Raw genomic sequence first — 14,235 nt, 5'->3', positions numbered from 1 at the left:
TGCACTGCACTGCGTCATGAAAGGAGAGGCGAATTGATGATGAAAGGCATAGATCAGCGCTATGACCTGCGCTGGGCGCGTATGCGCCGGATGACCTCCTCCCAAAAAAGCTGGGTCGCCGTATCTCGGGCGGCCTCGGCACGCGCGAGCAGGAAGATGTCATATGTCGGCTCGGTATCGGCATGAAGGATCGGCCACAGCCGCCCTTTCGCGACCTCGTTTTCCGCAGCCAGCACCGGCAGAAAGCCCATGCCGACACCGTGGACGATCAGCCGCCGCGCCTCGTTGATATCTTCCGCCAAGCCGCTCACCCGGGTACCCAGGCGATAGCGCCGCCGCAGATGGGTGATAAGCTCGATCTCGTCGTCGCCGGTCAGCACGAAGTCCTGATCCTTGAGCTCGCCGAGCCGACTGACGCGGTGGCCGAAAAAGGGATTGCTGCGCGAGCAATAGAGTTGCTGGCGCTCTACCAGCAGCGGCTCATACATCAGGCCGCCGCGCACGCTGCTGTCGTAGCCGACGCCGATCTCGACCTCGCCCTGCTCCAGCGCATCCAGCACCTGGCGCCATGGCGAAACCCGAATTTCGATATGGATGGCGGGGTTGCGGCGGTGGAAGCTGGCGATAGCCTCGTCGAACTCCGCCGAGAACAGGCCTGAGATAATCTGGATACGGACAATGCCTTCTACCCGCTTTGTTGCCTGGGCAATGTGATGCGGCACCATCCGCGCAGATTCGAGCATATCCTCGCACAGCGCCATCATCGCCTTGCCTGCGGCGGTCATCTCGACACCGGTGGCAGTGCGATGGAGCAGCGTGGTGCCGACATGGTCCTCAAGCCGCTTTAGCGCGGCGCTGATACTGGGCTGCTGCCGGTTGAGCTGTCGCGCCGCCGCGCCGATTCCCCCCGCGCGCACGATGTCCACGAACGTCCGCATCAGGTTCCAGTCGACCCGGCTGGCGAATTTCTTGTCGATCAACGGAGCACGGTCGTTCATGGGGCGGTCTTTCGCAAGTCCCTCGTATAATGGGGCCCCATAGACCAAATCAATGGAAAATATAAAATTTCCCGACCTAGCGTTATGACCCGCTTCGCCTACTAGTGGCTGATGACCGTGCTACCCGTTGTGGACATCTCCCCACTCGCCAGCGATCGCCGCGAAGACCGGCTGGCCGTCGCCCGCAGTCTCAACCGGGCCTGCATGGCAGCCGGATTTCTCTATCTCACCGGCACGCAGATTGACGACGCGCCCTTTTCCCGCCTCCTCGCGCGCGCCAAAGCCTATTTCGCGCTCGATCACGACGCCAAGATGAAGAGCTATATTGGCTTGTCCGAGAATCACAGCGGCTATGTGCCGGTGGGTGAGGAACAATTGGGCGGCACCTCCCATGATCTCAAGGAAGCCTACGACATAAACTGCGAATACTCGTCCGATCAAGGGCGCCGGCCGCTGTTGGGCCCCAATATCTGGCCAGACATGCCTGGATTTCAGAAGGATGTGACAGGCTATTATGATCATATAGCAGCGATAGGTCGTCAGCTCTTCCGCGCCTTCGCGCTTGCGTTGGGCCTTGAGGAACATCATTTCGACGCACATCTGCGCCATCCGCCAAGCCAACTGCGCCTCATGCATTACCCCCATAACGCAAGCGCGGAGGATCGGCCCGGCATGGGCGCGCACACCGATTATGAATGTTTCACCCTGCTGGCCGTGACGGCGCCGGGTCTTCAGGTGATCAACAAACGGGGTGAGTGGATCGACGTGCCGTTGCTGGATGGAACGATGATCATGAACATCGGCGATATGATGGAAATCCTCTCCAATGGCCGCTATCTCGCCACCCGGCATCGGGTGAAACAAGTTCCAGAAGAGCGCTATTCCTTCCCGATGTTCTGCGCCTTCGATTATGATTATGTGGTTGCGCCGATTGTGCGGGGTGAAGCCGCCCGCTATGCCCCGCTCAAGGGTGGCGAGCACCTCTTCAACCAGACAGCCCAAACCTTCGCCTACCTCAAGGGCCGGGTCGAACGGGGAGAACTTGTCCTGAACGACGCTGTGCCACTCGACAGCTTCGGACTGCAGGCGGCGCGCTAGAGCGGCTTCCGATCTGATTGAATCAGATCAACCGCTCTAGGCTATTGTTTTACCGCGATTTCTGAATCGTCAGATGATGCCATCTGACTGGAAATCGCTCTAACGGCCGACGAGCAAGGCCTGAACCGCTGCCAGATCCTCGGCCGTATCGACATCCATCAGCGACTCCGGCCTCGGCGGGGGCAAGACCGTTACCTCCTCGCCCCAGTCGAACCGGGCGGCGCTGCCCATCAGCGTGCCAAGCGTAGTGAAACAACGAGCGGGGAATACAGCCGGAACACCTCGGCCGCCATCCGGATAGACCGTGAAGGCGACGCCATCGGTTGCCGCCAGTGCCTGCAGATGGGACGCTTCAACAAGCGGCATATCTGCAAGCACGATGACAAGCCGCGAGCACCCCTGCGCCGCTTTTGCGGCCATGCGGATAGAGGCGGCGAGACCTTCCTGTGGCTCATGATTGACGACACGCCGCCATCCGTCGAGCTTCTCTGCAAAGGCCGGGCAGACTTCCGGCACGACGACCAGACGCAAGCTACAATGCGTAGCCTCTACCGCCTGCGCCGCCCACGCACCGAGCGGCTTTCCTGCGCAAGGGGCGTCCAGCTTGCCCCCTCCGAAGCGCTCAGCCCGCCCTGCAGCAAGAAGAGCAATCGCAACCCCATGCTCAGGCATGCGGATGCAACCGCTCATACGCGCCGACTATCTCGCTCAATATCGACAAGGCGAGAGAGCGCGGTGTCCGCGACGAAGGAATGACCCCGACAGGCCCACGAACGCGGGCCAGATCCTCAGAGCCGACACCATCGCTCGCAAGCCGTTCGATGCGACCTTCACGCGCCTTCGCGCCCCCTTGCGCCCCGATGTAAAAGCTCGGACCAGCCAGCGCCTGGCGCAGGATTGAGGCTTCCCATTCGTGATCGTGGAACAGGAGAATATGCGCAGTCCATAGGTCGGCGGGCGGCAGATCAGGCTCACGGCCTAGCGAGAGCGCGCTCCTGTCATAGCGCTCGAACACTATATTGCTGGCTCGTGCCAGATCCTGCAGCACCGCCAGTTCCGGATCCTCGCCGAAGGCGCGCACGCGCAATCTGGGGATATAGTGCCGCACAGGGAGTCGCTCATTGATCGGGAGCGGCAGCGAGGCCTCCTCCCGCGCGTCGAGCTTCTCGATTGCCGCCCGGCACATCGCAGCGTCAGGCTGCGGATCCAGCAGGATGTCGAGCCCGCCGCCGCAGGGCAGGCGAAAATCGATTTTCGATGAGCCCTTGCCGTAGCGCTTGACGGTCGGCCGATCGCACCCCGCCAAATCCGCAGCCAACTGTTTCTCAAGGCATCCGTCCGCGAGGCTGCCGACGATGTCGCCCGAGCGCATGACAGCGAGCTGCGACCCCAGCCGACGGGAGAAGCTGCCGTCTATCCCGACGATCGTGCACAATCCGGCCCCGCTTGCGCAGGCGGCGGCGAGTGCAGCATGATCGTCGTCCCTATCGGTCATGAGCCATCGGCCTCCGTTTCAATCATGCCCCTGATACTGAAGTGCACGGCCTTCGGCCACGCTTCCGGTTCACGTCTTGACGGTCTGCCGCGGGAGAAAGAAGATCGCCGCCAGCGCGATCAGCGATCCGCAGGCCATCACCGCGGCCGTCACCGGCAGCCCGGCCCCACCGGCGAACAGCAGCCCGGCGATGATCGGCCCCAGCGCTGTCCCGCCCCGGCCGAAGCCGATCACTATGCCCGTCGCCCCCGCCGTGAGGTGCGAGGGATATGATGCCGCGATGAGCGCATAGAGGCCCACGGCGCCCGCATTGGTGAAGAAGCCCGCCAGCGCCGCAGAGCGCGAGAGCGGCTCTATCCCGCTCGCCGTCAGTCCGAACCAGCACACAGCGGCGAAGGCGGCAGCGAAAGTCGCCAGAAGCAGCGGGCGGAGCGGCGCGCGCGCAGTCAGCACGCTGAACACTAGCGATCCCGCGAACCCGCCTATATTGGCCCAGACCAGCACACCGCCTGCTGCCGAAGGTTCGAAACCCATGTCGGTGACGATCTTCGGGATCCACTTCAACATGAAATAGAATGTGGTCATGTGGAAGAAGTAGGCGAAGACGAGGAGCAGCGTGACACGGCGCAGCGCACCGCGCATCACCCCCTCGTCGGCCCCCTCGTGCGGCTTGACGAGCTCGATCACCGAGAGGGCGTTGTGCCCCAGGCGGTTGAGCGCGCGGTTGACCCGGGGCAACGCGGCTGCCGCATCGAACCGCCGCACGGTGACGCTGATGGATTCTGGCAGGATGAGCAGAATGAAGGGCAGGAAGCCCACGGTTACCCAAGCACCGAAGGTGAAAATGTCACGCCAGGTTCCGTGCTGCAACAGGTCAGTCGCGATAGTACCGCCGATGATCGCGCCGAGCGGGTAGCCGGAGGCCATGAGCGCCACAGCTGCCGCCCTGGCTTTGCGGTTGGCGGCTTCGGCGACGATCGCGTTTGCGCAAGCGAGCATACCGCCGATGCCAAGGCCGGTGGCGAACCGGATCGCGGCGAGTTCGCCGATGCCGCTTGCTTGCGCGGCGAGCGCCATTCCCCCAGCCATCACGAAAAGGCTGCCAATCGCAATCGGGCGGCGGCCAATGCGATCCGCCAGGAGGCCGAGAATTACCGACCCGATCGACATGCCGATCAGTTCCATCGAAAGGATCACGCCCAACGTCGCGCGATCGACTCCCCAGTCCGCGGCGATTCCGGGCGAGGCGAAGCTAATCGACAGCACATCGAAACCGTCGAGCCCGTTCAGCAACACGCACAACCCGATGATGACGTACTGCCGCCAAGTCATTCGGCTTGTCTCGACCAACAGTCGCGGATCGTTGCAGGCGGTAATCATATCGGAAAATGCCCCGCGCCGGTGGCGATCGTGATCCACCGCAATTCGGTGAATGCATCGATCCCCGCCTTGCCGCCGAACCGCCCGTAGCCGCTCGCGCCCACCCCGCCGAAAGGCATCTGCGGTTCGTCAGAGACCGTTGCGCCGTTGATGTGGCAAATGCCGGAACGGACCCTGCGCGCCAGCGCGAGGGCGCCCGCCACGTCGCGGCTGAAGATGGCGGCGGACAGGCCATAGTCGGAATCGTTGGCCAACTCGATCGCATGATCGGTGTCGCGCGCACGGACGATCCCGCAGACAGGGCCGAAACTCTCGTCTCGAAACAGCTTCATGTCTGGCGCCACCCTGTCGACGAGGTGCGCGGGCATGACGGTGCGATCAGCCTCCCCGCCTACGAGCAATTCGGCGCCTTGCCGGATCGCATCTTCCACCAGCGAGCGGACATGGTCGACCGTGTTTTGGGATACAACCGCACCAAGCGGGGCGGCGCCCTCGCGCGGGTCACCAGCGGCAAGCGTGCGCACCTTGGCCGCCAGCTGATCGACAAAGGCGTCGGCCACTTCCTCAACCACGATGATCCGTTCGGTCGACATGCAGATCTGGCCCTGGTTCATGTAGGCGCCGAAGGCAGCGGCCTTGACCGCCTCGTCGAGATCAGCGTCTGCCAACACGATCAGCGGTGCCTTGCCGCCCAGTTCGAGCAGGCAGGGTTTAAGATGCTCTGCCGCGCGCTTGGCAATGACCTTGCCGACCGCAGTTGATCCGGTGAAGTTGATACGGCGCACTTCCGGCGCGTCAATCAGCGCCCCAACGACATCGGCGGCATCCTCCGGCCGGTTGGTGACGATCTGCAGCACATCTTCGGGGACGCCGCCCTCCCGGCAGGCCTCGACGACCAGCTCATGCGTTCGCGGGCAGCTCTCGCTGGCCTTCAGGATCACCGCGTTGCCGCAGGCGAGCGGAACCGCGAGCGCGCGCACGCCGAGAATGATCGGCGCGTTCCAAGGCGCGATACCCAACACCACGCCCACCGGCTCGCGCACCGCCATCGCGATGCGCGCCTGGTCGGACGGAATGATCTCTCCCGAGATCTGCGTGGTCAGCGCTGCTGCTTCGCGCATCATACCGGCCGCCAGCATCACATTGAAACGCGCCCACGCCTCGGTCGCGCCAATCTCGTTCATCATCGCGACGATGAAATCCGCCATCTTGGCTTCCAGCGCAGCGGCGGCCTTCGTCAGCACGGCGCGACGCGTGTTCGGACCGGTAGCCCCCCATCCGATCTGAGCGGCGGCGGCACGGGCAGCAAAGGCCGCCATGTCGCTGGCCTGAAGAGCGCGCGAGGTCGAGGCCGGTTCACTGGTCAGCGGGTTGATGCGTACGAATTCCATCGCGTGTTTCCTGGCCTGCAAAAATGGGCACGGGCCCCGCACAGCGGAACCCGGGCTTCAGTCTGGGACAAATGCTGTCATGCTTCTCCTGTCAGAACTGGTATCCGATCTGCAGGTACCAGTTCCGTGGTCGAGCGTAGATTACCTCGGCATAGCCTAGCGTTGCAAGCGAGGCGTTGCCCTGAATCTTGTAGCGCTTGTCCGTGACGTTCTGGACACCGGCCTGGACACGCAACCCGCCTTTTGCCTGGGCGAACGTGATTGATGCATTACCCACAAAATATCCGGACTGTTCGATCAACGGCACACTGCCGGTAATGAAGCGCGTGTATGACTGATAGCTGCCGTCAAACCTCGGGGTCAATTCCCACTCTCCGATCGGCAGCTTGTAGCCGACGCCGAAACTGGTCTGCCAGGTCGGCGTCAGCGGAAGATCTTCGCCAGGCGCCACTGTTGCCGTCGCCCCCGGTATCAGGGTAACCGACTTGATCCGGTCGTCGAGATAGCTGGCCGAAGCATCGAGCTGCAGACCGGAGGCCGGGTGATAGGCGAACTCAGCCTCCAGACCCTGAATCCGCGCCTTCCCCGCGTTGAACAGCAGAGGCACAACGCCTTGGCGGAAAATGAGCTGGATGTCGTCGTAATTGGCGCGATAGGCCGCCAGGTTCAGGCGCGCACGCCCGAGTGAGAATTTCGCACCCACCTCGTAGCTTGTCACCTGCTCCTCGTCGAACGGCACCGGCTGATTGCCCGGCGGCGGCGCGTTGTAACGAGTGTTGAAGCCCCCCGACTTGAAGCTCTTTGCATAAGACACATAGGTGCTGACGTTGTCGTTGATCGCATAGCGCACGCTGGCCGATCCGGTCAGTGCGGTGAATTTGCGCTTGTTCGGACGGTAGAATATGAACAACGGCCCACCTTCCGATGTCGCTTTTGTAGCGATCGGATCCGGATCGGGCAGCGTGCCAGGGAACAGGTTTCGCACGTTACCGAGATAGCTTTTGTCGTCAACGGTGTAGCGTAGGCCACCGGTCAACTCGAGGCCGGGAGCTGCCTCGACCGAAGCCTCTCCGAAGACCGCCAATGAATCCGTTTCAAGTTTCGACAATTGCAAGTCGCGCGATCCCGGCCCGCCCGCAAGTATCGATCCGATCAGCGGCGGCGATGGCGGAAAGGCAAGATAGACTGTCGCGCGTTCGAACGTCTTTTCGTTGTAGAAGAACGTGCCAACGATGGCATGGACAATGCCCTTGTCGATCTGGAATTGCATTTCCTGGCTGACCTGCTTGCTATCGGTGGTCAGATCAGTGGTGAGGATGGTAAACGGGGTGTTGTCCGCATCACGCACGCCGCGCGACTTGGTCGAACGATACGATGTGATCGACTTGAAAGTCAGCCAATCATTCAGCTTTGCGCGCGCCGTAGCCGCCAAGCCCCAGGTCTCCGAAGTACTGGTCACCGCGGCTGTGCCGCCGTTGACGAACGGTCCGCGTGCCTGGAGGTCATTGGCGCAACGCGCATCGTTGATCAGCGGCACGTTGGGCGCACCGAAACGCGGATTGCCTGGTGCCAGCGGGGCGTACGGGATCGTCGCGCCCGGGCACCCCGCGCCGACCGAGACGATGGCGGGCACCGGCGCCTGTTCGTTGATCCCTGCGAACACGAAGGGCGCGCCGTGCTCGTCGCGCTTGTTGTAGTCGCCGCGGACGAAAAGGTCGAAATCATTCGATGGCTCGACCTTCAACGAGCCGCCAAAGCTGTATGAATTGTCGTTTCCGAGATCGAGCCCGTCGAACGCACGAATGACGTAGCCGTCGCGCTTTTTGAAACCGCCCGACAAGCGCGCGGCGACTATATCGCCGAGCGGAACGTTGACCACTCCGAACGCCTCATGGAGGTTGTCGCTGCCGACACGGCCACGGACCTTCCCGCTGAACTCGCCCAGAACAGGCTGCTGCGTCCGCACGAGGATCGCACCGCCGATCGTGTTGCGACCGAACAAGGTGCCTTGCGGACCGCGCAGGATCTCAACCCCTGCTATATCGCCGAAATCGATGGCTCCGCCGACTGCACGTCCCAGATATACTTCATCGAGGTAAATGCCGACGCCCGGATCGACCGCCGCCGTGGGATCGAGCTGGCCGACGCCGCGGATGAATACCACCGTCGCTGCGCTGTTGCCGGAAAGCTGGCCGGCGCTCTTGAACTGGAGACTGGGCGTAAAGGCCTCAAGATCCTGCGTGGTTTGAATCGAGCGGTCGGCCAGGGTTTCGGGCGTGAAAGCAGTGACGGCGATCGGAGTTTCCTGCATGCTCTCGTCACGGCGGCGCGCAGTCACGATGATCTCATCGCTGCCCAGATCGGGATTTTGGACGTCTGCAGCGGGTTCTGTGGCCTGCGCGGATACGGTGCCGGGGCTCGCCAACGCAACCGCCGCGAAGCAGCTCGACACCATCCAACAGATTCGACGCGCGGTGTGTATACCCATCATCATACAACCTCCCCTAGCTGTTGCATCTTTGGCAACTCACACCAAGGCTAAGCGCAAAAAAACATATTGGCAATAGCAATGTTATATACCTATTTTGCGTGACGGGTTGACAGCGGCGCGGCGCGCGGCTTCCATGTGCCGAGAAATCGGTCAGGGAATTGGCATCGTTCATGAATTCGAAATCACGCAGCCGCAGCGGTCCAGCCGACCGGCTGAACGAGCGACCCGGCTACCTTCTGAAACGCGCTGCGGCCAGTGCGATGGCCGACCTGAGCGAAAGGCTCGCGGCGATCGATCTGCGACAGGTCGACGCCTCGACGCTCGTCCTGATCGACGAAAAGCCAGGCATCATCGGCAGCAGCATCGGCAAGATCCTCGACATTCGCGGGGCCAACATGGTTCCCCTGATACGCAAACTAGAGGACAGGGACTTGATCGAACGCACGCCAATCGACGGCAAGTCGAACGGGCTGCACCTGACCGACAAGGGAAAGCAGGTTTGCCGCGAGGCTGAAGCAATCCTCGCCCGGTTCGAACAGGATCTGATGGCCCGCGTTCCGGCAGAGCACCGCGAGCACCTCGCGCCAGCCCTGCTTGCAATATGGCGGCAGAGCTGACGCCCGGGCGCGACGTCAATCGGTCAATTCAATCAGGGCATCGAGAATTTGCGCGCCCTCGCCGGCGGGCAAAAGCATCACCGGGTTGAGATCGATTTCGGCGATCCGCGGATTGCCCGCCAACACCGCGCCGAGAATTTCCACCAGATCAATCAGCGCATCGACGTCGGCTGGCGGCGCGCCGCGAAAACCTTTGAGGAGTTGCGCTTGGGCGAGACTGTCGATAGCTGCGCAGATGGCGGTGCGGTCTTGTCCCGGCAACACCAGCGTCACATCGCGCAACACTTCGGCCGCGACGCCCCCGAACCCCAACATCACGACCGCCCCCCATTCTGGGTCACGCCGCCCGCCGAGGATCATCTCGATCCCCTTGCGGCCCATTGCTTCGACCAGGATGCCGTCTAGCTCCACTGCAGGATCATAGGCCCGGACCGATGCGATCATCTCTTTCCACGCGGTACGGATAGCGTCGGCCCCCGTCAGATTGAGCCGCACTCCGCCCGCATCGCTCTTGTGTCCCAGTCGCGTCGACTGCGCCTTGAGAGCGACCGCGCCGCCAAGCTCCTCCGCCGCAGTGATCGCCTCATCCGGAGACCGGCACAGCCGCGAGGGCAGAAACGAGAGCCCGGCACCCGCCAACAAGGCCTTGGCGCGATACTCGGGTACCGAGCCAGACAGGTCCGCCAGCCCGGCGATGGGTTTCTTTGCGATCGAGCCACCCGGGCGGCGGCCCAATGCCCGGGCAAGGCGCGCAAGAGCACGAACCGCGCGATCGGCAGACGGGAAACAGGGAACACCGCCATGTCGCAATCGCTCCAGCCACTCGGCGGGCACAGGGGCGCCCTCGTCCAGCCCGGCATAGACAAACGGTTTGACGAGTGCGCCCGCCTGAATCGCCGCCAGGATAGATGGAAACTTCAGCGCACAGGTCTGGGCGTCCGTCTGGATGATACCCGCCAGGACAGCTCCCACCCTGTCGTCCGAGAGCAGCGCGCCGATGCTGTCAGTATAGATCTTGGGCTGCGACAGGCCCATCGCGGTAATATCGAGCGGGTTCGAGACCGGCACGAAGGGCGGTAGCGCCTCACGCAAGGCGGGACTGTCGGCATCGCTCAGCGGCGTCAGAGACAGGCCAACCTCTTCCGCGAGGTCAAGCGTGAGGGCCTTGAACGTTCCCGACTCGCCCAGCACTGCGACACTCCTGCCAGCCAAAGGCGGGCAGCGCCGGACGATTTCCACGATGTCGCCCAGTTCCTCGAGTGTTTCGGCGAAGATCACCCCGGCGTGACCGACGACAGCGCGCATCAGCGGATAGTCGCCCGCCAGAGCACCCGTGTGGGTGGCCGCGCTTTGCCGGGCGGCGGCAGAGCGCCCCGGATGGAGAAGCACGATCGTCTTGCCCACATTGCGCAGCTTCGCCACGGCGTTCAGGAACGCGGCAGGGCGGCGGAACTGCTCCACGATCATGGCCACGACGCAGGTGTGCGGATCGTCCACCAGCCACTCGAGGTAGTCCTCAACGCCGCTCGCGGCCTCATTCCCGGTAGACACGGAGTAGCTCACGTCGAGATTGCGCGCGCGCAGGGTCGTGGTGAGGACGGCGGCCATCGCCCCGCTCTGCGAGACGACCGCTATCCCCGGCCCTGTCGGTGCCACGCAATCGGTCTCGACGAACGTCAGGGGCACCCGATCGACATAATTTACCGACCCGAGACAATTGGGCCCTTCGACCACCATGCCGCTGGCGACTGCTATTTCGGTGATCCGGCGTTGGTCGGCTAGGCCCGCTTCGCCGTCTTCGGCAAACCCAGCGGCAAAGATGATTGTCGCGCCGACGTCGCGCGCGGCCAGTGCAATCAGGGTCTCGACCACCGACGGACGCGGCACCGCCAGCACCGCGCAATCGACACCGTGCGGCAAATCGCCAGCAGAGGCGAAACACGCGCGCCCGCCGAGTTCGCTGCGGTTGGGATTGACCGGATAAATCGCCCCACCAAAACCGTTGCGGTCAAGATTGTTCAGAACCGACGTCCCTAGCGCGCCCGGCTTGTCTGACGCGCCGATCACCGCGACCGAGGCGGGCCGCAACAGGCGGTCGATCGCGCTGCGCTCGATACGGCTCAAGCTTTTTCTCCCGGGTCGGTCGTCAGCTCACCTTACTCTTGTCGAACGCGCCAAGGCCCGGCTTGAAAGCCTTCTCGTCGAGAAACTGGCGGGTCGCTTCCTTGCGCATCTTCCAGCCGCCAAAGTCATTCAGCGCTTCCTGCGCGCGGATCAGGTAGTCCTGTGCGTTGTCGTAGGTCATCTCGCGTACGCGGCGGATTGCCCACTTGGTGGCGCGCAGGGCATGGCTGTCCTTCTTTTTCAGAACCTCGCAGACTTCGATTACCCGTGCACGGAGTTGGTCGTCAGGCAGACATTCATTCACAAGCCCCTTGGCCGCCGCCTCAGGGCCACTCAGGTGCTCGCCCATCATCGCGTGGTACATCGCATCCCGGAAACCAAGGAGTTCCACCGCAACCTTGCTCGCGCCGCCGCCGGGCAGGATCGCCCAGTTGATTTCGCTGAGGCCGAATTGCGCACTCTCGGCGCAGAACGCCAGGTCGCAGGCGAACAGCGGGCCGTAGCCGCCACCGAAACACCAGCCGTTGATCATCGCCACGGTTGGCTTCTCATACCAGCGCAGGCGCTCCCACCAGCCGTAGGCCTCGCGCTGGGATTGGCGGACAGTGGAGAGACCCGCCTCCTCACTCATGCGAAAATATTCCAGCAGGTCCATCCCAGCCGACCACGCCGCTCCTTCGCCTGTGAGCACGAGGACCTGAACGTCGTCGCGAAATTCCAGCTGCTCGATCACGCGCATCATCTGGCGATTGAGCTTAGGACTCATGCAATTTCGCTTGTCCGGGCGGTTGAAGTAAACCCACGCGATCCCGTCAGCGACCTCGACGCGGACGGTCTCCTCCTCAGGCCGTGGATCGGGTTGGGACGACTTGCTCATCGCGAATTCCTCTTGCTTCCGGGCGACCGGGTATCCAGCCCTGCTATCAGAGCTGATTGCTATACTCAATAGTTATTTTTTCGGACAATGCAACGCTTGAGGTAAGCGATGACGACGCCCGGCATCACCGCCTGGCCGGGGCCGAATACTCTGATATATAGCTATTAATAATAGCGTTTTAGGACATGCGAGTGTCGTCGTAAATGCGGCGGAGCAGTGCAAGAAGAGTGCGCAATTCCTGATCGGTGAAGCGCGCCTTGAGCCAGTTCTCGTGCTCCTCGACCGCCGCCTTTGCACGCGCCAGCGCCGCTCGGCCATGATCGGTCAGTGCAAGAACATCCTTCCGTCCGTCTTTGGCGGACCGTTCGCGCACCAGATAGCCGCGCTTCTCCATGCGTCGCATGATGCCCATCGTGGTGGCCCTGTCCATCTGAAGGCGGGCTGCGACATCGGCCTGGCTCAGTCCCACGCCGTCTTCGATCAGCCATAGCGTAGAGACCTGCTTCTGGGTCAGACCAAGGTCGGCGAATGACTCGGTGAAATGCCGGTAGACCGCGCCATGAGCGAGGCGAATGTGAAATCCCAGGATGTCGTCTATGCCTGCGAGGCCCACGCCCGATGCTTCCCCCCGGTTGCTCATTGCGCGATCATAGCGCGCCTGATTTCCGGCTCAACCGTGATCTCTGGGAAGCACGCCCGGAGCATGTTGGCCACTGGGCAGGCCATGGCCATCGGTCCCACCCGGCGTGGCACGGGCGTGGCGGCTGCTGCGGCACCTTTTCGTCTGCACGGCAATAGCCGACCATCGCGCGGGTGCCGTCGGCCCGTTCGACCCGGGCCAACGTTGATAATGGTGGTCACACGCGCTCCTCTCAGCCCTGCGCGGGAGCGGCGGCGTAATCCGCAATCCAGTCCGCAGTGCGGCGTACTCCGCCGAAAGGATAGAAGTGCAGCCGAACCTTGCCATGTTCGGCCCCTAGGCCCTGCTCCAGCCGCCTGACCAATTCGTCCGGCCCCGCGCTCCCTACGAGTGCGCGGAGCGAGATGCCGTACTTGCGCAGCACCGTTGTGGACGCGCCAACCCCGCAATGCGCCGCGAAGCGGAGGAGCGTCTTGATGCCCGCTGGCCCCGGAACGCCGATCCGCACCGGCACGTCGATACCCCGGCGGCGCGTCTCTGCGAGCCAGTCCAGCACGATGTCGGCATCGAAACAGAACTGCGTCACGATCAGCGCTGCCATGCCGCGCGCCTGGATGTCGGCGATTTTGGAGTGCAGCACATCCCAGGTCTGCTGGCGAGACATCGCCGGGTGCCCCTCGGGATGCCCGCCGATGCCGATCGCCGTGATACCCGCTTCCTCGAACGCACCGGTCGCGAGCAAGGCTGACGTATCCGCGTAGGGGCCTTCGGGTTGGGGTGGATCGCCCGCCACCACGAAGGCGCGGCGCACCCCGGCTGCCGCAACGGTGCGCTTGAGGTAACCCGAAAAGTCGTCCTCCGACCGGATGCGCCGGGCGGAAAAATGCGGCATCGGCTCAAGGTCGAGGTCGCGCACCGCCACTGCGGCCGCGACTCTCAGTTCCAGCGGCTCACCCGGAAGGAACGTGACCGCGACCGGCGTCTCGGCGGGGATTGCGGGGGCCGCATCGCGCAGCGCCCGCTCATCCTTGCCGGTGATCTCAAGCGAGTAACCGTCGGTTATCCGCTCAAACGGCCGATGCCAGTTGGGATGGATATCAGGTATCGACATGAGCGCTTCGGCA

Annotated in this window: 12 protein-coding genes; 2 read left to right on the top strand and 10 right to left on the bottom strand. The window is 63.1% G+C overall.

What is annotated here, in order from left to right:
• Positions 1-59: 59 nt before the first annotated feature.
• Positions 60-998, bottom strand: coding sequence for a LysR substrate-binding domain-containing protein (locus tag OOT33_RS02555; protein ID WP_307748412.1), 939 nt, complete (start codon positions 996-998; stop codon positions 60-62).
• A gap of 111 nt (positions 999-1,109) precedes the next feature.
• Between OOT33_RS02555 and OOT33_RS02550 the strand changes: the two genes are divergently transcribed.
• On the top strand, positions 1,110-2,096 hold the full coding sequence (locus OOT33_RS02550; RefSeq protein ID WP_307748411.1) for a 2-oxoglutarate and iron-dependent oxygenase domain-containing protein: 987 nt from the start codon (positions 1,110-1,112) through the stop codon (positions 2,094-2,096).
• Positions 2,097-2,195: 99 nt separating this feature from the next.
• On the opposite strand, the gene OOT33_RS02545 is transcribed toward OOT33_RS02550, so the two are convergent.
• The 5 genes from OOT33_RS02545 to OOT33_RS02525 all read right to left on the bottom strand — a co-directional run bounded on the left by OOT33_RS02545 (position 2,196) and on the right by OOT33_RS02525 (position 8,853).
• On the bottom strand, positions 2,196-2,768 hold the full coding sequence (locus OOT33_RS02545; protein WP_307748410.1) for an NTP transferase domain-containing protein: 573 nt from the start codon (positions 2,766-2,768) through the stop codon (positions 2,196-2,198).
• Complete coding sequence (locus OOT33_RS02540) at positions 2,761-3,591, bottom strand: XdhC family protein (RefSeq protein ID WP_307748409.1); 831 nt, start codon at positions 3,589-3,591, stop codon at positions 2,761-2,763. Before OOT33_RS02540 ends, OOT33_RS02545 begins: the two co-directional genes overlap by 8 nt.
• A gap of 69 nt (positions 3,592-3,660) precedes the next feature.
• Positions 3,661-4,971, bottom strand: a complete 1,311-nt coding sequence (locus OOT33_RS02535) for an MFS transporter (RefSeq protein WP_373690515.1) — start codon at positions 4,969-4,971, stop codon at positions 3,661-3,663.
• Positions 4,968-6,362 (bottom strand): aldehyde dehydrogenase family protein, encoded by a 1,395-nt coding sequence (locus OOT33_RS02530; RefSeq protein ID WP_307748407.1) that lies wholly within the window; start codon positions 6,360-6,362, stop codon positions 4,968-4,970. The genes OOT33_RS02535 and OOT33_RS02530 overlap by 4 nt, the downstream gene beginning before the upstream one ends.
• A gap of 91 nt (positions 6,363-6,453) precedes the next feature.
• Complete coding sequence (locus tag OOT33_RS02525; RefSeq protein ID WP_307748406.1) at positions 6,454-8,853, bottom strand: TonB-dependent receptor domain-containing protein; 2,400 nt, start codon at positions 8,851-8,853, stop codon at positions 6,454-6,456.
• Between the two features lie 170 nt (positions 8,854-9,023).
• Here OOT33_RS02525 and OOT33_RS02520 point away from each other — a divergent pair, with 170 nt between their 5' ends.
• Positions 9,024-9,470 carry a MarR family transcriptional regulator gene (locus OOT33_RS02520; RefSeq protein ID WP_307748405.1) on the top strand — a complete coding sequence of 149 codons (447 nt, stop codon included), beginning with the start codon at positions 9,024-9,026 and terminating at the stop codon, positions 9,468-9,470.
• Between the two features lie 15 nt (positions 9,471-9,485).
• Here the strand turns inward: OOT33_RS02520 and OOT33_RS02515 are convergent, their stop codons facing one another.
• The 4 genes from OOT33_RS02515 to OOT33_RS02500 all read right to left on the bottom strand — a co-directional run bounded on the left by OOT33_RS02515 (position 9,486) and on the right by OOT33_RS02500 (position 14,222).
• Complete coding sequence (locus OOT33_RS02515) at positions 9,486-11,594, bottom strand: acetate--CoA ligase family protein (protein ID WP_307748404.1); 2,109 nt, start codon at positions 11,592-11,594, stop codon at positions 9,486-9,488.
• A 22-nt stretch (positions 11,595-11,616) separates the two neighbouring features.
• Positions 11,617-12,471: a p-hydroxycinnamoyl CoA hydratase/lyase gene (locus tag OOT33_RS02510; RefSeq protein ID WP_307748403.1), complete on the bottom strand. Its 855-nt coding sequence runs from the start codon at positions 12,469-12,471 to the stop codon at positions 11,617-11,619.
• A gap of 178 nt (positions 12,472-12,649) precedes the next feature.
• Positions 12,650-13,111 carry a MarR family transcriptional regulator gene (locus tag OOT33_RS02505; RefSeq protein ID WP_307748402.1) on the bottom strand — a complete coding sequence of 154 codons (462 nt, stop codon included), beginning with the start codon at positions 13,109-13,111 and terminating at the stop codon, positions 12,650-12,652.
• A 232-nt stretch (positions 13,112-13,343) separates the two neighbouring features.
• The gene (locus tag OOT33_RS02500) at positions 13,344-14,222 is read right to left on the bottom strand and encodes a methylenetetrahydrofolate reductase (RefSeq protein WP_307748400.1); all 879 of its coding nucleotides are present in this window, start codon (positions 14,220-14,222) and stop codon (positions 13,344-13,346) included.
• Positions 14,223-14,235: the final 13 nt, after the last annotated feature.

It is taken from the genome of Sphingobium sp. DEHP117 (genome assembly GCF_030867385.1).
Classification (GTDB): Bacteria; Pseudomonadota; Alphaproteobacteria; order Sphingomonadales; family Sphingomonadaceae; genus Sphingobium.
Note: the sequence above shows the minus strand (reverse complement) of the source record. Positions and strands in the feature narration are given on the sequence as shown.

Bases quoted from the DNA above. Each gene is read 5' to 3' on its own strand.
- OOT33_RS02555 (WP_307748412.1), bottom strand. From the start codon at position 998: ATGAACGACCGTGCTCCGTTGATCGACAAGAAATTCGCCAGCCGGGTC.
- OOT33_RS02550 (WP_307748411.1), top strand. From the start codon at position 1,110: ATGACCGTGCTACCCGTTGTGGACATCTCCCCACTCGCCAGCGATCGC.
- OOT33_RS02545 (WP_307748410.1), bottom strand. From the start codon at position 2,768: ATGCCTGAGCATGGGGTTGCGATTGCTCTTCTTGCTGCAGGGCGGGCT.
- OOT33_RS02540 (WP_307748409.1), bottom strand. From the start codon at position 3,591: ATGACCGATAGGGACGACGATCATGCTGCACTCGCCGCCGCCTGCGCA.
- OOT33_RS02535 (WP_373690515.1), bottom strand. From the start codon at position 4,971: ATGATTACCGCCTGCAACGATCCGCGACTGTTGGTCGAGACAAGCCGA.
- OOT33_RS02530 (WP_307748407.1), bottom strand. From the start codon at position 6,362: ATGGAATTCGTACGCATCAACCCGCTGACCAGTGAACCGGCCTCGACC.
- OOT33_RS02525 (WP_307748406.1), bottom strand. From the start codon at position 8,853: ATGATGGGTATACACACCGCGCGTCGAATCTGTTGGATGGTGTCGAGC.
- OOT33_RS02520 (WP_307748405.1), top strand. From the start codon at position 9,024: ATGAATTCGAAATCACGCAGCCGCAGCGGTCCAGCCGACCGGCTGAAC.
- OOT33_RS02510 (WP_307748403.1), bottom strand. From the start codon at position 12,471: ATGAGCAAGTCGTCCCAACCCGATCCACGGCCTGAGGAGGAGACCGTC.
- OOT33_RS02505 (WP_307748402.1), bottom strand. From the start codon at position 13,111: ATGAGCAACCGGGGGGAAGCATCGGGCGTGGGCCTCGCAGGCATAGAC.
- OOT33_RS02500 (WP_307748400.1), bottom strand. From the start codon at position 14,222: ATGTCGATACCTGATATCCATCCCAACTGGCATCGGCCGTTTGAGCGG.